The organism is Arthrobacter sp. SDR-2R (assembly GCF_057747955.1).
Window position 1 is genome coordinate 4418691 of the sequence record NZ_CM173231.1, and the last position, 21970, is coordinate 4440660.

Here is a 21970-nt window from a genome sequence, read left to right on the forward strand (position 1 = left end):
TTTTCCGCTGCTGTAGGTCCCGGGTGGACTTGGCGCTGCGCATCTTCCTTTTCGCTGCAGATTCATCTTGGCGCTGCGCATCTTCCTTTTCGCTCGGGATATTTGGGGTGCGAAAAGGAATGTGCGTGTCGATAAGGCGTACGACGGCGGCACGGAGGGCTGGAGTGACGCTCGGATTGTTGGAATGGAGTCGGCCCGCCGTACGGCTGCAGGCTCCTAGGCGAAGGACTCCAGTGCGACGCCTGCGCCCTCAAGTCCTGCCCTGATCCGGGCCGCCATTTCTACGGCGTCAGGGGTCCCACCGTGAATGCACAGGGAGTCGGGCCGTACCGCAATTACGGATCCGTCCACGGCAACCACTTCGCCTTGCGTGGCCAGGCGGACGGCCCGTTCGACCACCGCATCGACGTCGTACAGGACGGCATCGTCCTCGGAGAGCGGCACCAGGCTGCCGTCGGCGAGGTAGGCACGGTCGGCGAAAGCCTCAACGAACACCGGGTGCCCGGCTTCCTTGGCCTGCTTCAGCAGCTCCGAGCCCGGGAAGCCCAGGAACGGAAGGCCTGGATCGTAGGCGTTGACCGCAGCCACTACGGCGGAGGCCTGTTCGGCGTCATGGATCGTGGTGTCGTACAGCGCTCCATGCGCCTTCACATAGTCCACGGAGGCGCCCACGGCATGCGCAACCCCGTCGAGCGCGCCCAGCTGGTACAGCACGTCCCCGAAGAGCTCGTCGAAGCTCATGCCAAGCATGCGGCGCCCGTAGCCGGCCAGGTCCCGGTAGCCCAGGTGCGCACCGACGGTGACATCAAGTTCGTACGCGGCCCTGCAGCTGTCGAGCATGGTGACGGGATCCCCCGCGTGGAGGCCACAGGCTACGTTGGCGCTGGTTGCCAGCTGGAGCATCGCCGGATCGCCTCCCGCGGTCCAGGAGCCGAATGATTGGCCTACGTCAGCGTTGAGATCCAATGATGTTGCCTTCCAGCGTCAGGTTGTCCGGCCCGGCAGCGGAAGTCAGCTCCCCGGGAATGGTGTCCGGCATCGGCCCGAACGCCTCCCGGGCATTCTTGGCCACCGCACGGCCCATCACGAGGTTACCGGCTCCGCCGACAACGGCCCCTATGCCGAACGGGAGGGCCCGCCCGAACAAGGCAGTCCCTTGGCGCTTGAGCAGGTTCTTGAGGAAGGCATGCTGGATCCTCTTCCGGACGCTGCCGAAACCCGGCACCACCATGGATTTGGACAGCGCGTTGCCCCAGGTGTTGGTGGCGCCGCCGGATGCCTGGCCGCTGAGCGTGCCCAGCAGGGCGGTGCCCTCCTCGCCGAGCATGATGGCCATGACCATGGTGCCGGCCTTTTCCGGGTTGGTCAGACGGATGCCGTGCAGTTCAGCCAGCGATGTTGCGTACAGGGCTGTGGCTTCCAGGAAGCCAACGGTGGCGGCTGCGGAAAGTCCCAGCGACGCCACGGTTCCAACGCCGGGGACGACGGCGGTGGCACCCACCAGGGCTCCCCCTCCGGCAACAGCCCGCAGGTAGTCGCGCTCTGCGATGTCCGCCAGCTGCGCGGCCGTCGCCCGCGGATGCCTCTTCTGGAGCCTGCGGATGTAGCCAACCACCAGGGGCCGCTGGATCTGCACTGCTTTCAGGAGCATGTTGTGGACGCCGGGCTTGGGCTTGCCCTCGGCGTCAAACATTGCGTTGTGGGCGGTTTCCTGTGCGATGCGTACTGCGGGGTTGCTGCGCCGGGCCATGGTCACCTTCATTCAAATCGACCTGCAGCGGCTAGGCTGCCGTGCCTTTCCATCCTATGTGGATAGACACTAAGCATGCTTAACTTCCGGGCCGTGGCTTCGTCCGGCGGGCTGCGGCGGCAGGATGCGGTACCTGCACCTCACCGCCGCCGCTGCAACCCGCCGTCGGACGTTACTTCCCGGCCTGCTGGACCTCGCGCCCCGCCGCCCCGGCGTCCTGGCCGCCGCTGCGCGCGGCAGTGGCCTGGTCTGCCTGAAGCTCGGCACGGAAGACCTCGAAGCGGGCCAGGTGGGCGGGACGGCGCCGCAGGATGGCCCAAGCCACGCCCAGGATGACGAACCAGATGGGGGTTACCAGCAGTGCAACGAGAGTGTCGGGCTGGGTGGTAAGGGCCCAAAGGACGAAGGCAAAGAATGCGTACACCACCCACACGGCGGGAATGCCACCGGGCATCTTGAACTTCGACGCCGCATGCAGGTGCGGCCGGCGGCGCCGGAAGGAGATGTAGCTGGCGAGGATGATCGACCAGACGAAGACGAAGCAGACCGCAGACACGGTGGTCACCATTTCAAAGGCCATGCCGACATCCTGGCCGGCATACATGAGTACGACGCCGGACAGCAGCAGGACGCAGGACAGGAACAGCGCGTTGCTGGGCACCTTCCTCGTGGAGAGCCGGCTGAAGATACCGGGGGCGTCGCCTTCCTGGGCCAGGCCGAAGACCATGCGGGACGTGGAGTAGATGCCGGAGTTCGCGGAGGACATCGCCGAAGTCAGGACCACCAGGTTGACCACCGTGGCCGCGGCGCCGAGGCCGGCCAGGGAGAACATCCCGATAAAGGGGCTGTGGCCGGCGGCGAACTGGGTCCACGGGGTGACCGCCATCAGGATGACCAGCGCACCGACATAGAAGAGCAGCACGCGGACGGGGATGGCGTTGATGGCCTTGGGCAGCGTGCGCTCGGGGTTCTTGGCCTCGGCGGCGGTGGTTCCCACCAGTTCGATGCCTACGAAGGCGAAGACTGCGATCTGGAATCCGGCCACGAAGCCCATGAACTCATTGGGGAAGAACCCGCCATGGCTCCACAGGTTGGTGAAGCTTGCGGTGCCCGCGTCGCTCTGGAAACCGGTGAAGATCATGAAGAGTCCCACGATGATCAGGGCTGCGATGGCGACGATCTTGATGAGGGCGAACCAGAACTCGGTCTCGCCGAACGCCTTGACGGTGGCGAGGTTCAGCAGGAGCAGGATGCCCACCGTGGCCAGGCCCGGGATCCAAAGTGGCAGCGCCGGCCAAAGTTCCTTTGAGTACCCTGCGATGGCGATGACGTCGGCGATTCCGGTGATCACCCAGCAGAACCAGTACGTCCAGCCGGTGAAGAATCCGGCCCACGGCCCCAGGAGATCGGCGGCGAAATCACTGAAGGACTTGTAGTTCAGGTTGCTGAGCAGCAGTTCACCCATGGCCCGCATGACGAAGAAAAGCATAAAGCCGATGATCATGTATACGAAGATCACGGATGGGCCGGCCGCGGAGATGGTCTTGCCGGAACCCATGAACAGGCCCTGCCGATCGCGCCGCCGATGGCGATGAGCTGGATATGCCGGTTGGTGAGCTGCCGCTCCAGGTGGGGAGGCTCGCTGCGGGCTGCCGTGGCAGCGCCTTGGCTGCGGGCTGGTTCGCCGTTGGACGTGGGGGGATGAATCGCCATGAGGAACTCCATCGATAAAGCGGCTTTTGGGTGCCGCAAAAGATTTGGTTCCTCCCCGCTCTGTAGTGGACCTGAGAGTTTCCGCAGCAAAAGCCGCTTGCACCGCCGGTGAGCCAGGGTCATGCCCGGCTGCTTTCCAGAGTTGCCTGTCCGCGGCGGTACGTGGGCCTGAGAGTTTCCTGGGGAGGGTTTGCTCCTACGGCGCCTGCTGGATGTACCCGGCAGGGCTCTCCCGCCGCAGGTCGAAGGCGTATTCAGTTGGAAGCCGCAGGCTTTTTGGGCCACGGCCGGTCATGCAATGGGACAGGCGCCGACTGGTGGGCTGCTCCGGATACGCTGAGCCAGCCACCGGCGGCGCCATTCCCGGGGTTCAGTGTGGTGTCCGTCACGATCGAATGTCAAACCCCTCCCGACACAAGCGGGGAAGAACGGCGTCACGTGCCCCTCGAGCCCCGCACGGAAGCCGCCCGATTTGCCACGGACGAGTCTATCCCGGTACCTTGTGAGCCGAATCACCCACATTTGAATAAGCCTTTCGAGCTGTGACGGGAGAGTCCTCCCGGCGAAACACCGGTCAGGCGCCGTAGGAGCAAATCCTCCCCAGGAATCTCTCAGGCCCCCGTACCGTCACGGCGAGGCGACTCTGGAAAGCAATCAGGCTTCTGCCTGGTTCACCGACGGTGCAAGCGGTCCCCTGCCAACAGCAGGCAACGCGGAATCTCTCAGGTCCAATACAGAGCGGGGAGGAACCCATCCCACGCCGTGCCACCTTCGGCCGGCCAGATCTGGAGTTCCTCATGACGATTCATTCGCATCCAACATCGTTTGTTGACCGCCATATCGGCGCGCGCCGCCAGGCCGACATCGACACCATGCTCAAGGCCATCGGCTACGACAGCCTGGATGGCCTGGTTGACGTGGCCGTCCCCGCGCCCATCCGCCAGGAAACTGCGCTCAAGCTGACCGACGCCCTCAGCGAGGTTGAAGTCCTCACGGAACTGCGGAAGCTTGCCGCCAAGAACAAGACGGCAGTCCAGATGATCGGCCAGGGCTACTACGACACCGTGACTCCGCCGGTGATCCGCCGCAACATCCTGGAATCCCCGGCCTGGTACACCGCCTACACGCCCTACCAGCCGGAGATTTCCCAGGGCCGGCTTGAGGCGCTGCTGAACTTCCAGACCATGGTGCAGGACCTGACGGCGCTCCCGGTAGCAAACGCCTCCCTCCTCGACGAAGCCACCGCCGTCGCCGAAGCCGTGCTGCTGATGCGCCGCGCCAACAAGTCCAAGACTGCGAAGGACGGCAAGACCGTCCTCGACGCCGACCTCCTGCCGCAGACCATCGCCATCGTGCTGGGCCGCGCCGAAGCCCTGGGCTTCGAGGTGGAAATTGCAGACCTCACCAACGGACTTCCCGACGGCGACATCAACGGCGTCGTCCTGCAGCAGCCCGGCGTCTCCGGCCGCGTCTGGGACCAGTCCGCCGTCATCGCCGAAGCCAAGGAGCGCGGCGCGCTGGTCACCGTGGCTGCGGACCTGCTGGCCCTGACACTGATCACCCCTCCGGGCGAGCAGGGCGCGGACATTGCCGTCGGCTCCACCCAGCGTTTTGGCGTGCCGCTGTTCTTTGGGGGGCCGCACGCCGCCTACATGACCGTCCAAAAGGGAATGGAACGTACCCTCCCGGGCAGGATCGTGGGCGTCTCCAAGGACAACGCCGGCACGCCTGCCTACCGGTTGGCCCTGCAGACCCGCGAGCAGCACATCCGCCGCGAGAAGGCCACGTCCAACATCTGCACCGCCCAGGCGCTGCTGGCCATCGTGTCCTCCTTCTACGCCGTTTACCACGGCCCCGACGGCCTGAAGGCGATCGCAGAGACCGTACACCACAAGGCCAGGGTCCTGGCAACAGCACTCACGTCACTGGGCCGCGAACTGGTCACGGACTCCTTCTTCGACACCCTCACCGTCCGCGTTCCGGGCAAGGCCGCCAAGGTGATCACCGCCGCTGAAGCCCGCGGCATCAACCTGCGCTTCATCGATCCGGACACGGTGGGCGTCTCCGTTGATGAGACGACGACGGCGGCAACACTTTCCGCCGTCGCCGTCGCCTTTGGCGCCGGTCCGGTGGGTGACGCCCAGGGATTCGAACTGCCCGACACCATTGTGCGCACCTCGGCCTACCTGCAGCACCCGGTCTTCAACACGCACCGGTCTGAAACCCAGCTGCTGCGTTACATCCGCAAGCTCTCGGACCGCGACCTGGCGCTGGACCGCACCATGATCCCGCTGGGTTCATGCACCATGAAGCTGAACGCCACGGCCGAGATGGAAGCCATTTCCTGGCCGGAGTTCGCCTCGATCCACCCGTTCGCCCCGGACTCCCAGACCGAAGGCTGGCGCGAACTCATCGCCGGCCTGGAAGCGGACCTCGCCACGATCACCGGGTATGACCAGGTGTCCATCCAGCCCAACGCGGGCTCGCAGGGCGAACTCGCCGGGCTGCTCGCGATCCGCGGCTACCACCATTCCCGGGGCGAGCAGCAGCGCAACGTCTGCCTGATCCCGGCCTCGGCGCACGGCACCAACGCCGCCTCCGCCGTGCTCGCGGGCATGAAGGTGGTCGTCGTGGCCACGGCTGCCGACGGCACCATCGACCACGACGACCTGACGGCCAAGATCGAGGCCAACAAGGACGTCCTCTCGGCCATCATGATCACCTACCCCTCCACCCACGGTGTCTACGATGGGGATGTCCGCGAAGTCTGTGACGCTGTGCACGCCGCGGGCGGCCAGGTCTACATCGACGGCGCCAACCTCAACGCCCTGGTAGGGCTGGCCCAGCCGGGCCAGTTCGGCGGGGACGTGTCCCACCTGAACCTGCACAAGACCTTCTGCATCCCGCACGGCGGCGGGGGACCCGGCGTCGGGCCCGTTGCCGCCAAGGCGCACCTGGCACCGTTCATGCCGGGCGACGCGAACAAGGCGGCGCACGAAGCCGGGCACGGTGTGGCGATCTCGGCGTCCCGGTTCGGTTCGGCCGGCGTCCTGCCGATTTCCTGGGCCTACGTGAAGCTGATGGGCGGTGAGGGCCTGACCGAGGCCACCAAGTCCGCGCTGCTGGCGGCCAACTACGTCGCGTCCCGCCTGAACGAATACTTCCCGGTCCTCTACACCGGTGAAGGCGGGCTGGTGGCGCACGAGTGCATCCTGGACCTGCGCGAACTCACGGCGAAGACGGGAGTCACGGCCGAGGACGTGGCCAAGCGGCTGATCGACTTCGGTTTCCACGCCCCCACCCTTTCGTTCCCTGTCGCGGGCACGCTGATGGTGGAGCCCACCGAGTCAGAGGACCTGGCCGAGATCGACCGCTTCATCGAGGCCATGATCAGCATCCGCAAGGAAATCGACCAGGTGGCCAACGGCGACATCACCCTGGAGGCATCCCCGGTGCGCAACGCACCCCACACGGCGGCCGCCGTCGTCAGCTCTGACTGGGACCGCGCCTACCCGCGGGAGCAGGCGGCCTTCCCCGTTGCCTCGCTCCGCCAGGACAAGTACTTCCCGCCCGTCGGCCGGATCGACGGCGCCGCCGGCGACCGGAACCTGGTCTGCTCCTGCCCGCCCCTCGAAGCGTTCGAGGACAGCACAGCCGAATTTGAGAACTGAGGACTTCCAATGACTGAGAACTACACCGCTCTTTTCGAGCAGCACAAGAAGGCCGGGGCCTCGTTCACGGACTTCGGCGGGTGGCAGATGCCGCTCAAGTACGAGTCTGAACTCGCGGAACACCATGCCGTGCGCAGGGCGGCCGGCCTGTTCGACCTCTCCCACATGGGCGAGGTCTGGGTGACCGGCGCCGACGCCGCCGCGTTCCTGGACTACGCCCTTGCCGGCAAACTGTCCGCGGTGGCCGTGGGCAAGGCAAAGTACTCGCTGATCTGCAACGCCGATGGCGGCATCATCGACGACCTCATCACCTACCGCCGGCCATCCCCCGAAGAGGGCGTGGACAGGTACCTGGTGGTGCCCAACGCGGGCAACGCCGCAGTGGTGGCCAAGGAACTGCTGGAACGCGCCGCCGCCTTCGACGTCATTGTGGAGGACGCCTCCGCCGACACCTCGCTGATCGCCGTCCAGGGACCGAATTCCGAAGCGATCCTCCTGACGCTGGTCCCGGCCGAACAGCACGCACTGCTCACCGGGCTCAAGTACTACGCCGCCGTCGAGGTGGGCATCGCCGTCAACGGTACGGTCCAGGACCTGCTCGTGGCCCGGACCGGCTACACCGGCGAGGACGGCTTCGAGATCTACGTTCCCAACCTGGACGCCCCCGCACTGTGGGAGGCCCTGCTCCAGGCCGGCGAAGGCTCCGGCCTGGTTCCAGCCGGACTGGCCGCACGCGACTCGCTCCGCCTCGAAGCCGGGATGCCGCTCTACGGCAACGAACTCTCCCGCCACGTCAACGCCTACGCGGCCGGCCTGGGCCCCGTGGTGTCGCTGGCGAAGGAGAGCGGCTTCGTAGGCAAGGACGCCCTGGCCGCCATCAAGGCCGCAGGAGTCGGTTCAAGCATCGGGCAGAAGCTGGTGGGCCTCAAGGGTGCCGGACGCCGCGCTGCCCGCGCCCATTACCCCGTCCTCAAGGACGGCACCCTGGTGGGCGAAGTAACCTCCGGCCAGCCCTCCCCCACCCTCGGATACCCCATCGCCATGGCCTACGTCGACGTCGAATTTGCTGAAGTCGGGACCGTCCTGGACATCGACCTCCGCGGCAAGCCCGAGCGCTTCGAAGTCGTCCCCCTCCCCTTTTACAAGCGCCAGAAGTAAATCGATTTCGCCCAACCACCACAGGTTTTGAAGAGAAGGAAAGTAGACAATGAGCAAAGTTGTTTCTGAACTGAAGTACTCCGCCGAGCACGAGTGGGTTGCTGTTGACGGATCCGGCCCCGCGGGGATCGGGATTTCCGCCGTTGCTGCCGACGCCCTGGGCGACATCGTGTACGTGGACCTCCCCGAGGTCGGCTCCACCGTGACGGCCGGCGAGACCTGCGGCGAGGTGGAATCCACCAAATCCGTCTCCGACCTCTACGCCCCCGTGACCGGTGAGGTCACCGAGATCAACGACGGCGTGGTCACGGACCCCGCCCTGATCAACAGCGATCCCTACGGTGCGGGCTGGCTCTTCAAGGTGGCCGTTACCGAGGAAGGCCCGCTCATGTCGGCAGAGGAATACGCAGCAGCAAACGGCGGCGAGCTGTGAGCGCCCCGGCAGAAGTGGGCGCCTTCGAGCAGGTGGCCTCCCCAAGCCTGAACGCCGACCTGTCCATCCTGGACCCTGAGGTTGCCGCGAAGATTGACGACGAGCTTGGCCGCCAGCGCGACGGCCTGGAGATGATCGCGTCCGAGAACCACACGGCCGCTGCGGTCATGCAGGCCCAGGGCTCGGTCCTGACCAACAAGTACGCCGAAGGCTACCCCGGCAAGCGCTACTACGGCGGCTGCGAGCACGTGGACGTCATCGAGCAACTCGCCATCGACCGCGTCAAAGCCCTCTTCGGCGCCGGGTTCGCCAACGTCCAACCACACTCCGGTGCACAGGCCAACGCCGCCGCCATGCACGCCCTGATCAAGCCCGGCGACACCATCATGGGCCTCAACCTGGCGCACGGCGGCCACCTGACCCACGGCATGCGGATCAACTTCTCCGGCAGGCTCTACAACGTGGTCCCGTACCAGGTCCGCGAGGACACCCACACCATCGACATGGCAGAGGTGGAACGGCTGGCCCAGGAGCACAAGCCTCAGCTGATCGTGGCCGGCTGGTCCGCTTACGCCCGCCAGCTCGACTTCGCAGAATTCCGCCGGATCGCCGACTCCGTGGGGGCCTACCTGATGGTGGATATGGCGCACTTCGCCGGACTGGTGGCGGCCGGGCTGCACCCGTCGCCGGTGCCGCACGCCCACGTCACCACGTCCACCACGCACAAGACCCTGGCCGGTCCGCGCGGCGGCATCATCCTGACCAACGACGCCGACATCGCCAAGAAGATCAACTCGGCTGTGTTTCCCGGTCAGCAGGGTGGCCCGCTGGAACACGTGATCGCCGGCAAGGCCGTGGCGTTCAAGATCGCAGCGTCCGAAGAGTTCCGCGAGCGGCAGGAGCGAGTCCTTGCCGGTGCCCGCCTCCTGGCGGAACGCCTGGTCCAGCCGGACGTCACCGCCAAGGGCATCAGCGTGATCTCGGGCGGCACCGACGTGCACCTGGTCCTCGTTGACCTGCGCAACTGCGACCTCGACGGGCAGCAGGCCGAAGACCGGCTCGCCGCCATTGACATCACCGTCAACCGCAACGCCGTTCCCTTCGACCCCCGCCCGCCGATGGTCACCTCAGGCCTGCGCATCGGCACGCCCGCACTGGCCACCCGCGGGTTCGGCGAGGACGCCTTCCGCGAGGTTGCGGACATCATCGCCCAAGCTTTGATCGCCGACGCCGACGCCGACCTCTCCGGTCTGCGTCACCGCGTCGAGGTCCTGGCTTCGGCGCACCCGCTCTACCCGGGCGTGGCACCTCTGTCCTGAGGGATCGTGATCGCTAACGGGCCCGGCGGACCGGACATTTTCACCGTGCTTGGGCCCACGCCGTCAGGGTTCCCTGGCCGAGCTTGCGAGGTTAGGGAGACGGTGGGGAGCAGGCTTTCGAAAAGTCCGGCTCCGCCGGCCCCTCGTGGGCATGTCGCCTTGGTGACAGACCCTCGGAGTGGGCGGGGCATCCGGCAGCGTGCGTCTAAGGGAGCGTCACGTCCGCTTAGCGGGCGTCTTCGCGACCGAGCACGCAGAGGATGTCCTGCCCGCCCACCCCAGCCCGGCCACACCAACCGAACCACAGTTTCAGTAAGGATTTAGTTATGGCAGTCGGAGTCTTTGACCTGTTTTCGATCGGGATTGGGCCTTCGTCTTCGCATACTGTGGGGCCGATGCGGGCTGCTGCGGTGTTCGCTGAGGAGCTCAAGGGCCTGGGTGTCCTGGGTGATGTGGCGGGGTTGCGGGTTGATTTGTATGGGTCGTTGGCGGCGACGGGTCATGGGCATGGGACGATGACCGCCGTTTTGTTGGGGTTGGAGGGGTTCCATCCGGAGTTGATCCTGCCCGCCGAGGTGGAGGAGCGGCTGGCCTCGATCGCGGAGACCGGGGTGCTGAACCTGGCCGGTGCGGTGGCCTTGCCGTACGGGGTGAAGGACATGGTGCTGCGGCCGTTGACGGTGTTGCCGCGGCACACGAACGGGATGACGTTCACGGTCACTGATGCGGCCGGGGAGGTGCTGCATTCGGCGACGTTTTTCTCGGTGGGTGGCGGGTTCATCGTCCGTGAGGGCGAGGAGGACGCGGCGCAGCAGGAACTGGACGCGTCCAAACAGGAACTGCCGCTGCCGTTCCGGACCGCGGCGGAGCTGCTGGGGCACTGCGCGGTGACCGGGTTGGGCATCGCCGATGTGATGCTCGTGAACGAAAAAGTCTCCCGGGACGAGGAGCAGATCCGGGCGGGGCTGCTGCAGATCTGGTCGGTGATGGAGGGCTGCGTGGCCGCCTCGTTGAGGCGGGCGGGGGTGCTGCCGGGCGGGTTGAAGGTCCGCCGCCGCGCCCCTGACTGGTACGACCGGTTGAAGAAGGAATCCGCGGGCGGCCCGGTCGAGGAGACGGATGCGGCGTGGGACGCGGGCCCGTTCGATGCCAGGTATTGGCAGGAGTGGGTTAATTTGGTGGCGTTGGCGGTGAATGAGGAGAACGCCTCCGGCGGGCGGGTGGTCACCGCCCCGACGAACGGGGCGGCCGGGATCATCCCCGCGGTGCTGTTCTACGCCCTGCATTTCGCCCCGGGCATGGACAAGGCCACCCAGGAGGACCGGGACGCGGTGGTGGTGCGGTTCCTGCTGGCCGCGGGCGCGGTGGGGGTGCTGTACAAGGAACAGGCCTCGATCTCCGGGGCCGAGGTCGGCTGCCAGGGCGAGGTGGGGTCGGCGTCCTCGATGGCGGCCGCGGGCCTGGCCGAGGTCATGGGCGGGACCCCGGCGCAGGTGGAGAACGCCGCGGAAATCGCGATGGAACACAACCTGGGCCTGACCTGTGACCCGATCGGCGGGCTGGTCCAGGTCCCCTGCATCGAACGGAACGCGATCGCGGCCGCGAAAGCGATCAACGCCGCGAAAATGGCGCTCTGGGGCGACGGCACCCACCGCGTGTCCCTGGACGAAGTCATCATCACCATGCGCGAAACCGGCAAGGACATGTCCTCCAAATACAAAGAAACCGCCATGGGCGGCCTCGCCGTCAACGTCGTCGAATGCTGACCGGCAAAAACCTGCCGCGAATCCCCAAGCAAGCAAAGGAAACAACCATGACATTGGCACCTGAAGGCCGGAAGATGCTGCGGATTGAGCAGCGCAACGCTGCGGTCCCGGTGGAACGCAAACCGGAGTGGATCAAGGCCAAGGTCCAGATGGGCCCGGAATTCGTCCAACTCAAGAACCTGGTGAAAAAGGAAGGCCTGCACACCGTCTGCGAAGAGGCCGGCTGCCCCAACATCTTCGAATGCTGGGAAGACAAGGAAGCCACCTTCCTGATCGGCGGCTCCGAATGCACCCGCCGCTGCGACTTCTGCCAGATCGACACCGGCAAACCCTCACCCCTGGACCGGTTCGAACCCACCAAGGTGGCCCGCTCCGTCCAATCCATGCAGCTGCGCTACGCCACTGTCACCGGCGTGGCCCGCGACGACCTGGAAGACGAAGGCGTCTGGCTGTACGCCGAAACCGTCCGCAAAATCCACGAGCTGAACCCCGGCACCGGCGTGGAACTGCTCATCCCGGACTTCTCCGGCCAACCCGAGCACATCAAGGCCATCTGCGACTCCGCCCCCGAGGTCTTCGCGCACAACGTCGAAACCGTGCCCCGGATCTTCAAGCGGATCCGCCCCGCGTTCCGCTACGACCGCTCCCTGGACGTCATCACCCAGGGCCGGAACCTGGGCATGGTCACCAAGTCCAACCTCATCCTGGGCATGGGCGAAACCCGCGAAGAAATCAGCGAAGCACTCCGCGACCTCCACGCCGCCGGCTGCGACCTGATCACCATCACCCAGTACCTGCGCCCCAGCGAGCGGCACCTGCCCGTGGACCGCTGGGTCAAACCCCAGGAATTCGTGGACCTCCAGCACGAAGCCCAGGAAATCGGCTTCCTCGGCGTCATGTCCGGCCCCCTGGTCCGCTCCTCCTACCGCGCCGGCCGGCTCTGGGCCACCGCCATGCGCAAAAAAGGCCGCGACATCCCCGCCGAACTCGCCCACATCGCCGACGGCATCCAGGACTCCGGCACCACCCGCCAGGAAGCCGCCACCCTCCTGGCAGGCTAAGGAGCCCCTGCACGCACCCGTGAACCTAGCTTCTGCCGCGCACCACGGGAATGCTCGCCGTCGGTGGTCCGCTCGGGAAGACCGTGGGCTCCGGCTCCGGGATGCGCTCCAGGTGCACCTGCACGGGCTGGCCCGTGACCATCAACCGCTGGCCGCGGACGTCCACCTCCAGGGGTTCGCCCTCCTGGACCGTGAGCGTAATGGCGTCGGCAGAAAGCCGGACCAGCAGCAGGCGGCCGCGGATCTTCAGGTGGAAGGCAAGCCCTTCCCACTGTCCGGGCAGGCGCGGATCGAAAAACGGGACCGGGCCCTGGTCGCGCAGTCCGGCGAAACCGCACACCAGGGAACTCCATACGCCGCCTGTGGACGCGATATGCACGCCGTCGATGGTGTTGCCGTGGGTGTCGTCGAGGTCGATGAACACGGCGTTGGTGAAGTGGTCCAGGGCCTCCTTGAAGTAGCCCACCTCGGCGGCCATGATGCCCTGGACGCAGGCGGACAGGGTGGAGTCGCCCGTAGTGATGGGATCGTAGAAGTCGAAGGCGCGCTGCTTTTCCTCCGCCGTGAAATCCTGCCACTGCAGGAACATGGCAAGCACCGTGTCGGCCTGCTTGAGGACCTGGTGGCGGTAAATCACCAGCGGGTGGAAGTGCAGGAGCAGCGGATACTTGGACCGCGGCGTGGTCCAGTCCCAGGCCTCCAGGGTCATGAAGTCATTGTCCTGGGAGTGCACCTGCATCCGCTCGTCGAACGGAAGCTGCATCCGGCTGGCCGCGGCTTCCCACATCTGGCGCTCTTCGTTGGTGATTTCGGCATGCTCAAGCGCGGCGGCGGCACGCAGGTTGAAGCGGGCCATCACGTTTGTGTACAGGTTGTCGTTCACCACGGCCGTGTACTCATCAGGGCCGGTGACGCCGTGGATATGGAAGAGGCCGTCCTTGCCGAAGAAGCCCAGGGAGATCCACATCCGGGCGGTCTCGATCAGCAGCTCGGCACCCATTCCTTCCCGGAAGGCGGCGTCGCCGGTGGCCCAGAGGTACCTGTTGGTGGCAAAGGCGATGGCGGCCGCGATGTGGAACTGCGCGGTGCCGGCGGCGTAATAGGCGCTGGCCTCGAGCCCGTTGATAGTGCGCCACGGGAAGAGGGCGCCGTCAACGCTCAGCTCCTTGGCGCGGATCTTGGCTTCGGGCAGCATGCCGTGGCGGAACTCCAAAACCTGCCGGGCGCCGTCGGGATTGGTGTAGGTGAGGTACGGCAACAGGTACACTTCCTGGTCCCAGAAGTAGTGCCCCTCGTAACCCGAGCCCGTCACGCCCTTGGCAGGGATGCCGGCAACATCGGCGCGCGCGGTGGCCTGCGCCAGCTGGAACAGGTTCCACCGGATAGCCTGCTGCAGGCCGGGCCCGCCGCCCTCAACCACAATGTCCGATGTGGCCCAGTAGCCGCGGAAATGGGCTTCGCTCTCGGCAAAGATGTCATTCACCGGGCGCAGCGCCTCTTCGGCCACTGCAGCTGCGTCGACGTCAGGGTCCTGCACCGTGCGGCCGGCGGCGTAGCTGACGCTCTTTTCCAGCCGGAACGGCTCGGCGGCATCCACTGCCAGGACGTACCGGACGCTGCTGTCATCCTGGTCCACCAGAGTCTCGAACGGCTGGTGCCCGGGGGACGTCCAATGGTCAACCGCGATCCCCACGCGCTGCTTTGATTCGGAGGCCTCCCAGGACAGGCGCAGGGAGCCATCGCCGCCGTCGAGCCGCACGGGCAAAAGCACGCGCCCGGCGTGGCGGCCCGCGCGGCGCGGATCATGCACGGAGTGGTCTTCCACCGGCTGGTCCTGCCGGTTGATGACGGAGGAGGTGACGTCCAGGGAGACCTGGCGGTCCGTGGCAACGTCAAGCGAAATACCAAGGCTGCCGCGGGAGGCGAAGCCAACGGCCCGCCGTTCCGTGGTGGTCACCACGGCGCCGGACCGGCATTGCCAGGTGATGCGGCATTCGTAGATGCCGGTGCAGAAGTCGATGCTGCGCCGGTAGTCGACGACCTCGGATTCGGCCAGGCTCAGGCTTTCCCCGTCCACCACCACGGTGAAGTTGTTGGCGTCCGGGATGTAGAGGATGCGCTGCCCCGTCCGGGCGAACCCAAACGCATTCTCGGCGTGCTTGATGTCCCAGATTTCGTGCAGCCCGTTGATGAAGCTGCCCGGGAGTTCGGCGTCGGCCGCAGCCCAATGGGCACCCCGGATGCCCAGGTGCCCGTTGCCCAGGGCAAACAGGGTCTCAAGCGTTCCCGCGTTTTCGGATTCATGGCGCGTTTCAACGAGCTGCCAGGGGGTGTCGGGGAACCGTTCGCGGTCCGCAGTGATCAGTGCCATGGTCGGGGTCCTTTTGGCGATGCCGTGCGGGCGGGCGGGCCGGCACGGAGTATTCGGGGGAATGCGGTATTCGAATTGGTGCTGCCGGGGAAGCAGCAGGGGTTGCCCGGGGGAAGGCAACGGGGTTTCTGGCGGCGGGTTTAGGGAAGAAGTTCCTGGAGGTCGTTGACCACCAGGGTGGCTCCGGCATCGAGCAGCGTCTGCCGCCCTGCGCCCCGGTCCACGCCAATGACCGAGTGGAACGATCCCGCGTGTCCGGCCTGCACGCCGGACACGGCGTCTTCCACCACCACGCACCCGGAGCTGGCCAGGTCCAGCAGCTTGGCTGCGTATTCGTAGGTGGCCGGGCTTGGCTTTCCGGGGAGGCCACGCTCTGCGGCCACCACCCCGTCCACTACGACGGCGAAATGGTGGCTGAGTCCGGCGGCCTTCAGGACGGCGGGGGCATTGCGGGAGGAGGAGACGACGGCGACCTTGAGTCCGCGCCCAAGCGCAGCCTGGAGGAAGCGCACCGAGCCTTCGAACGGTTCGACGCCGGCGCTCACGATGTCGTTGAAGATCGCGTTCTTCCGGTTGCCCAGGCCCTGGACCGTGTCATTGGAAGGGTCGTCATCCAGCGGGCCTTCCGGCAGCGTGAGTCCCCGGGACGCCAGGAAGTCGCGCACTCCGTCAAAGCGGGGCTTGCCGTCGATATGGTCGAAGTAGTCGCTTTCGCTGTAACCGGAGACCCCCGGCTGCGAGGCCAGGTATCCGTCGAACAGTTCCTGCCAGGCACGCTCATGCACAGTGGCCGTGGGCGTCAGCACCCCGTCCAGGTCAAACAGGATTGCTGCCGCGCCGGTCCAGGCGGCGGTATCAGCTGCAGTTTGTTGTGTCATCAGCAGTGCGGTGTCCTCTCGGGTTGCGGACTACCGGCCCTGCCGGGACAGCCTGAAGGAAGGTGCTGCCGGCGCATTTGCGCACAGCATCGCTTCCTTGCCCGCCCACTGCAGGACCGATCATGGCCGTAGACGAGTGTAAGCGCTTGCAAATTTGACTTGCAAATGTTTTTTTAGCCGTTCACACAACTGCCCACGGCCATGCAGCAGCATAGGGGTCAGCGCAGCACGTAATGGCGCAGGAAGGCGCTGACGTCCACCATTTCCGCCTTGGACATGGCGTGCCCCATCCCCGGGTAGGTGCGGGCAGTCAACAGCGTGTTCTTTTCGAGCCATTCGGCGGTGTAGGCAACGGCGTCTTCGTTAATCACCAGGTCCGCCTTGTCCCGGCCCCAGAAGAAAGGCGGCTTGGCCTCGAACGAATCCATCACGGAGAGGAGCTCGTTGTTGAGTACGAAGCCGGACAGCCCCACGACGGCCTTATAGTCTTCGGGATGCAGCCGCAGGAGGGTGCTGGCCATGGCCATGCCCTGGGAGTACCCCATGAGGCTGACGCTGCTGTGCCGGTCCTTGACGGAACTGATCCAGGCGTGCACCGCGTTGGCGGCCGAGATGACGTCCGCAAAGTCGTTGGCCAGGAAGTAGTCGAGCAGGAACCAGCCCCAGTGGTCGCCGATGGGCATGGGGGCCCGCAGTGCCGCGAAGGTGAACTCCTGCGGCAGGTACTCGAACAGGCGCACCATCCGCGACTCGTCCGTCCCGTATCCATGCATCATCACCAGTAAGGGAGTGCCGGCGCGTTGCCCTTCCGGCCTGGACCACACAACTGTTTCCACCGGACAAGCCTAGCCATGGAACCGCGCCGTCCCGGGCGGGTCGTTGAATCCGGAATCACAGGGAGGTAGCGTGACGCTTGACAGACAGCAGGCTTAGCTTTCGAAGTGTACGCACCACCTTTCCGTCAGGCCCTACCAGCGCCGCGCAGGACGCGGCCCTAAGGAGCAAGTCATGAGAATCGGCTCGTCAATCTTCCTCATCGCCCTCGGCGCCATCCTTGCCTGGGCCGTTGCTCCAGGACTGATTCCATTCGTGGACCAGCAGCTGGTGGGCTACATCCTGATGGCCGTGGGCGTGATCGGACTGATCGCTTCGCTCATCCTCGCTTCCCCCGGCCGCAGCCGCCGCGTGAGCGAGTCCCGCTCCGTCATTGACCCCAATACCGGCGAGCGCATCACCCGGCACGAAAGCCGCGACGGCGGCGTCTAAGCAAGGCGCAATTCGGGGCAGGTGCCCGGAGAGGCGGCGATGAAAACCCGGAAAGCCGGGCTGGACAGAACCTGTCCAGCCCGGCTTTCGCCATTCCCGGCACCTCCCCCCAAGAAACGCAAATATTGTTTCATGTTGGTTTCCATTGACAAACCAACAGAAGCAAAGATAAAGTCAAGTAACCCAACATCGATGTGATGCCAGTCACGTCGAAGTCGGGAACCCGCAAGGCAACAGATACAGCAGGACCTACGCAACGGAGGGTACGTGTTCGCCGAGGAGCGCCAGCAAAAGATTGCCGAGCTTGTCGCCGGCAGCGGCCGGGTCAGTGTGACCCTGCTGGCTGAGCGCTTCAGTATCACCACCGAAACAGTCCGCCGGGACCTTGCAGCCCTGGAAAATGCCGGCACTGTCCGCCGAGTCCACGGCGGCGCGGTAGCGGCAGACCGCTTCAGCACCACCGAGGAAAGCGTTACCGACCGGGCCATCCAGCGGCCGGACCAAAAAATCCGGATTGCCGAAGCCGCCCTGGCCCTGATCCCCCGGAACTCGTCCGCCAGCGTCCTCATGGACGGCGGCACCACCACCGAGGTGCTGGCAGACATGCTGGCGCGGCGCACCGCCGTCGAACCTTCCGACGGGAACGGACCCCACCACGAACTGGTGGTCATCACCCACGCCGTCCCCATCGCCAGCAAGCTCTCCAACGTCCCCGGCGTTGCCCTGCAAATCCTGGGCGGCCGGGTCCGCGGAATCACCCAGGTGGCCGTGGGACAGGCAACCGTGAACGCCGCCGCCCGCATCCGCCCCGACATAGCGTTCATCGGCACCAATGGCATCCACGCCACTTTTGGCGTCAGCACTCCCGATCCTGAAGAAGCAGCCGTCAAGGCAGCCTTCGTCCAGTCGGCACGCCGCATTGTGGTGCTGGCCGACTCCTCCAAGCTGGACACGGAAACCCTGGTCCAGTTCGCCTCCCTGAAAGATCTGGACACCTTGATCACAGACAGTGAACCCGGACCTGAGCTCGCAGCCGCCCTGGAAGATGCCGGCGTAGACGTGGTGGTCGCATGATCATCACCTTCACGGCCAACCCCAGCCTTGACCGGACCGTCGCCCTCCCGGGCCCGCTGGAAAGGGGTGAAGTGCAGCGCGCCGTCTCCGTCCGCCAGGAGTCCGGCGGCAAGGGCGTCAACGTCTCCCGTGCACTGGTGGCTTCCGGCCTGGAGTCGCTTGCCGTCCTCCCCGGGGCGGACGGCGATCCCGTCCTCGCCGGCCTGCGTGAAAGCGCAGTTCCCTTCGTCTCGCTCCCCATCGATGAGCCGCTGCGCACCAACGTGGCGCTCACCGAGCCCGGCGGCGTGACCACCAAGATCAACGAACCCGGCCCCGTCCTGGGCGCCGACCAGCAGGAAGCCCTCGTCAAGCTGCTGCTGGAAAGCTCCCGCGGTGCCAGCTGGGTGGTCCTGGCCGGCTCGCTGCCGCCTGGATTCCCGGACAACTTCTACGCCACGGTGGCCCGGCGGATCCGGGAGGCGGGCAACGGCACTGCGCCGCTGATCGCCGTCGACTCCTCCGGGGCGCCCCTGGCCGCCGCGTTGACTGGCAACGGCGCCTCTGACGCCGGAACCAGCGGCGGACCAGGCACCGGCGGCGGAACAACCACAGGTTCCGGGAAACCGGACCTCCTCAAGCCCAATGCCGAGGAACTGGCGGAGCTGGCCGCAGCCGCCGGCTTCGCCCCGGCCTCCGGTGACGAACTGGAAGCGGACCCGGCTGCTGCCGCGGCCGCCGCAGCCGCCGTCGTACGTTCCGGTGTGGGTGCTGTGCTGGCAACTCTCGGTTCCAAGGGAGCTGTCCTTGTTACGGCCGACGGCGCGTGGCTGGCCACGCACCCGCCGGTCGCCGCGGTCAGCACGGTTGGCGCGGGCGATTCCGCTCTTGCCGGCTACCTGCTTGCCCACGGCCGGGGCGCCGCCCCTGCCGACTGCCTTCGCCAGGCGGTGGCCCATGGTGCCGCCGCTGCCTCCCTGCCGGGTTCCACTGTTCCGGCAGTAAACCAAACCACCCCGGATGCCGTAACCATCACGGCCCTTCGAAAGGATTGACAGTGACCCAGCTCATCACCACGGAACTGGTCGAGCTCGACCAGAACCTGGGCAATGCCCCCGAAACGGTGATCCGGCATCTGGCAAGCAAGGTAGCTGCCGCCGGACGCGCCTCAGAAGTCGAAGGCCTGTTCGCAGACGCCTTCGCCCGCGAGCAGAAGACGGCCACCGGAATCCCCGGCGGCATCGCCATCCCGCACTGCCGCTCTGCAGCGGTCACCGTGCCCACCCTGGCCATGGCCCGGCTCAACCCGAAGGTGGACTTCGGCGCCAAGGACGGACCGGCAGACCTGGTGTTCTTCATTGCCGCTCCGGACGGCGCGGACCAGGAGCACCTGAAGCTGCTGTCCAAGCTGGCACGGTCCCTGATCAAGAAGGACTTCACCGCAGCCCTCCGCAACGCTTCATCGGAAACGGAGATTGTGGAACTGGTCGAAGGCGCACTGGCTGACAAGCCGGCCGCACACGCCGCACCCGCCCCCGCTGACGCAGTCCCGGTTGGCGCCGGCGTCGGTTCAACCGGTTCCCCGGCTGCTGCCGGTGCGCCCGCAGGGGCATCGGCAGGTTCCGCCGGCAAGGGCCCCAAGCGCCTCGTCGCCGTCACCGCATGCCCCACCGGCATCGCACACACCTACATGGCGGCCGATTCCCTCGTGGCAGCCGCCAGGGAAGCAGGCGTGGACCTGCAGGTGGAAACCCAGGGTTCCTCCGGCGCCAAGGCGCTGGACCCCGCCGTCATTGCCGCGGCGGACGCCGTGATCTTCGCCGTGGACGTTGACGTGCGCGGCAAGGAGCGCTTCGCCGGCAAGCCCGTCATCAACGCCCCCGTGAAGCGCGGCATCGACGAGCCGGACAAGATGGTCCAGGAAGCGCTCGCCGCAGCCGACAACCCCAATGCCCGGCGCGTCCCGCACTTCGGGGCTGAGGAGCAGGCCGAGCACGAGGCTGAGGAAAAGGGCGAGCACATCGGGCAGAAGCTCAAGAAGGCCCTGCTCACCGGTGTCAGCTACATGATTCCGTTCGTGGCAGGTGGTGGCCTCCTGATCGCCCTCGGCTTCCTCATGGGCGGCTACCTGATCACCAAGTACGCAGACAACATCGTGGTCCAGAACAGCCTCTTCAACCTGCCCACCGAGTTCCCTGACAACGCCTGGGGCCCGCTGGGCGCCTACCTGGGCGCGGTGCTGTTCAAGATCGGTGCGCTTTCACTGGGCTTCCTGGTCCCGGCGCTGGCCGGCTACATCGCCTACGCGATCGCTGACCGTCCGGGTATCGCCCCCGGCTTCGTTGCCGGTGCAGTGGCCGGATTCATGGGAGCCGGCTTCCTCGGCGGTATCGTCGGCGGCCTGCTCGCCGGTTACATCGCCCACGTGGTGGGCCGCCTGCAGGTGGCGCGGTGGCTGCGCGGCCTGATGCCGGTGGTCATCATCCCGCTGCTGGCATCCCTGGTGGCTTCCGGCCTGATGTTCGTCATCCTTGGCGGACCGATCGTGGCCATCACCAAGGGCCTGAACGCGTGGCTGTCGGGCCTGACCGGCGCCGGCGCCATCGCCCTGGGCGTAATCCTGGGCCTGATGATGTGCTTCGACCTCGGCGGACCGGTCAACAAGGTTGCCTACTCCTTCGCCGTCGCCGGCCTGGGTGCAGCAACCATGGACAACCAGGCACCGTGGCAGATCATGGCAGCCGTCATGGCGTCCGGCATGGTTCCCCCGCTGGCCATGGCACTGGCCTCCACCGTCCTGAACAAGAAGCTCTTCAGCCTGGCTGAGCAGGAAAACGGCAAGGCCGCCTGGCTGCTGGGGGCCTCCTTCATCTCCGAAGGTGCAATCCCCTTCGCCGCAGCCGACCCGCTGCGCGTCATCCCCGCCAGCATGCTGGGCGGGGCCGTGACCGGAGCCATCTCGATGGCGGCGGGCGTCGGGTCCAAAGCACCCCACGGCGGACTCTTCGTGTTCTTCGCCATCGACAACTTCCTGATGTTCGTCGTCTCAATCGCCGTCGGCACGGTGATCACCGCGCTGTCGGTCATCGCCCTGAAGCGCTGGGCAGTCAAGAAGACCGTTGATACGGTTGAACCGGTTCCCGTAACCGTCTGAACCGGCTTAGCCGCATACCCCACCGGCCGCTGAACCCTCAGCACGCCGAAAGACTAAAGGAGCAACAATGCCAGAACGCACCGCAACCGTCGCCAGCCGCGTGGGCCTGCACGCCCGCCCCGCCGCCATCTTTGCAGAGGCAGCCGGCGAGTACGACCTGGACATCACCATCGCCCGTGAAGGCGAGCCGGTCGACGAGGCGATGGACGCCGCCAGCATCCTGTCCCTTATGAGCCTGGGCGCGTCGCACGGCGACGTGGTGGTGCTCCGCGCCGAAGGTGCCGGTGCGGACGATGCGCTGGACCACCTGGTGCAGATCCTGGAAACGGACCACGACGCCTAGCAGCAGCCACGCTGCCTGAGGGCAGCACACAAGC

16 protein-coding genes, 1 pseudogene and 3 riboswitches are annotated in these 21970 nt (G+C 66.3%); of the genes and pseudogenes, 11 read left to right on the forward strand and 6 right to left on the reverse strand.

Annotated elements, in window-relative coordinates:
• Positions 1 to 216 precede the first annotated feature (216 nt).
• The 3 genes and pseudogenes from AC3ANU_RS20415 to AC3ANU_RS20425 all read right to left on the reverse strand — a co-directional run bounded on the left by AC3ANU_RS20415 (position 217) and on the right by AC3ANU_RS20425 (position 3463).
• Positions 217 to 966, reverse strand: a complete 750-nt coding sequence (locus tag AC3ANU_RS20415) for a LamB/YcsF family protein (protein ID WP_488315165.1) — start codon at positions 964 to 966, stop codon at positions 217 to 219.
• Positions 950 to 1750 (reverse strand): hypothetical protein, encoded by an 801-nt coding sequence (locus tag AC3ANU_RS20420; RefSeq protein WP_026266216.1) that lies wholly within the window; start codon positions 1748 to 1750, stop codon positions 950 to 952. Before AC3ANU_RS20420 ends, AC3ANU_RS20415 begins: the two co-directional genes overlap by 17 nt.
• A 172-nt stretch (positions 1751 to 1922) precedes the next feature.
• Positions 1923 to 3463: pseudogene (locus tag AC3ANU_RS20425) on the reverse strand (amino acid permease).
• A 50-nt stretch (positions 3464 to 3513) separates the two neighbouring features.
• A riboswitch (glycine riboswitch) is annotated at positions 3514 to 3609 on the reverse strand.
• A riboswitch (glycine riboswitch) is annotated at positions 3610 to 3708 on the reverse strand.
• A 291-nt stretch (positions 3709 to 3999) separates the two neighbouring features.
• Positions 4000 to 4100: riboswitch (glycine riboswitch) on the forward strand.
• A 160-nt stretch (positions 4101 to 4260) separates the two neighbouring features.
• Between AC3ANU_RS20425 and gcvP the strand changes: the two are divergent.
• The 6 genes from gcvP to lipA all read left to right on the forward strand — a co-directional run bounded on the left by gcvP (position 4261) and on the right by lipA (position 12871).
• Positions 4261 to 7134 carry an aminomethyl-transferring glycine dehydrogenase gene (gene gcvP / locus AC3ANU_RS20430; RefSeq protein WP_488315166.1) on the forward strand — a complete coding sequence of 958 codons (2874 nt, stop codon included), beginning with the start codon at positions 4261 to 4263 and terminating at the stop codon, positions 7132 to 7134.
• A 9-nt stretch (positions 7135 to 7143) separates the two neighbouring features.
• Entirely contained in the window at positions 7144 to 8292 is a 1149-nt protein-coding gene (gene gcvT, locus AC3ANU_RS20435; protein WP_488315167.1) for a glycine cleavage system aminomethyltransferase GcvT, read from the forward strand.
• Between the two features lie 49 nt (positions 8293 to 8341).
• On the forward strand, positions 8342 to 8725 hold the full coding sequence (gene gcvH, locus AC3ANU_RS20440; RefSeq protein WP_018772259.1) for a glycine cleavage system protein GcvH: 384 nt from the start codon (positions 8342 to 8344) through the stop codon (positions 8723 to 8725).
• Positions 8722 to 10044 carry a serine hydroxymethyltransferase gene (glyA, locus tag AC3ANU_RS20445; RefSeq protein WP_488315168.1) on the forward strand — a complete coding sequence of 441 codons (1323 nt, stop codon included), beginning with the start codon at positions 8722 to 8724 and terminating at the stop codon, positions 10042 to 10044. The genes gcvH and glyA overlap by 4 nt, the downstream gene beginning before the upstream one ends.
• A gap of 326 nt (positions 10045 to 10370) precedes the next feature.
• On the forward strand, positions 10371 to 11810 hold the full coding sequence (locus AC3ANU_RS20450) for an L-serine ammonia-lyase (protein WP_488315169.1): 1440 nt from the start codon (positions 10371 to 10373) through the stop codon (positions 11808 to 11810).
• Between the two features lie 47 nt (positions 11811 to 11857).
• Positions 11858 to 12871: a lipoyl synthase gene (lipA, locus tag AC3ANU_RS20455; protein ID WP_488315170.1), complete on the forward strand. Its 1014-nt coding sequence runs from the start codon at positions 11858 to 11860 to the stop codon at positions 12869 to 12871.
• A gap of 25 nt (positions 12872 to 12896) precedes the next feature.
• Here the strand turns inward: lipA and AC3ANU_RS20460 are convergent, their stop codons facing one another.
• The 3 genes from AC3ANU_RS20460 to AC3ANU_RS20470 all read right to left on the reverse strand — a co-directional run bounded on the left by AC3ANU_RS20460 (position 12897) and on the right by AC3ANU_RS20470 (position 16956).
• On the reverse strand, positions 12897 to 15242 hold the full coding sequence (locus AC3ANU_RS20460) for a glycoside hydrolase family 65 protein (RefSeq protein ID WP_018769663.1): 2346 nt from the start codon (positions 15240 to 15242) through the stop codon (positions 12897 to 12899).
• A 140-nt stretch (positions 15243 to 15382) separates the two neighbouring features.
• Positions 15383 to 16120 (reverse strand): HAD family hydrolase, encoded by a 738-nt coding sequence (locus tag AC3ANU_RS20465; RefSeq protein ID WP_488315171.1) that lies wholly within the window; start codon positions 16118 to 16120, stop codon positions 15383 to 15385.
• Positions 16121 to 16338: 218 nt separating this feature from the next.
• On the reverse strand, positions 16339 to 16956 hold the full coding sequence (locus AC3ANU_RS20470) for an alpha/beta hydrolase (RefSeq protein WP_056391027.1): 618 nt from the start codon (positions 16954 to 16956) through the stop codon (positions 16339 to 16341).
• A 172-nt stretch (positions 16957 to 17128) separates the two neighbouring features.
• Here AC3ANU_RS20470 and AC3ANU_RS20475 point away from each other — a divergent pair, with 172 nt between their 5' ends.
• The 5 genes from AC3ANU_RS20475 (at position 17129) to AC3ANU_RS20495 (ending at position 21936) form a co-directional block, all read left to right on the forward strand.
• On the forward strand, positions 17129 to 17386 hold the full coding sequence (locus tag AC3ANU_RS20475) for a DUF6458 family protein (protein ID WP_018769660.1): 258 nt from the start codon (positions 17129 to 17131) through the stop codon (positions 17384 to 17386).
• A 267-nt stretch (positions 17387 to 17653) separates the two neighbouring features.
• A complete protein-coding gene (locus AC3ANU_RS20480; RefSeq protein ID WP_056391029.1) occupies positions 17654 to 18460 on the forward strand; it encodes a DeoR/GlpR family DNA-binding transcription regulator in 807 nt (268 codons plus the stop codon).
• On the forward strand, positions 18457 to 19494 hold the full coding sequence (locus AC3ANU_RS20485; protein WP_488315172.1) for a 1-phosphofructokinase family hexose kinase: 1038 nt from the start codon (positions 18457 to 18459) through the stop codon (positions 19492 to 19494). The genes AC3ANU_RS20480 and AC3ANU_RS20485 overlap by 4 nt, the downstream gene beginning before the upstream one ends.
• A 2-nt stretch (positions 19495 to 19496) precedes the next feature.
• On the forward strand, positions 19497 to 21593 hold the full coding sequence (locus tag AC3ANU_RS20490; protein WP_056391033.1) for a PTS fructose transporter subunit IIABC: 2097 nt from the start codon (positions 19497 to 19499) through the stop codon (positions 21591 to 21593).
• Positions 21594 to 21660: 67 nt separating this feature from the next.
• Positions 21661 to 21936, forward strand: coding sequence for an HPr family phosphocarrier protein (locus tag AC3ANU_RS20495; protein WP_018769656.1), 276 nt, complete (start codon positions 21661 to 21663; stop codon positions 21934 to 21936).
• Positions 21937 to 21970: the final 34 nt, after the last annotated feature.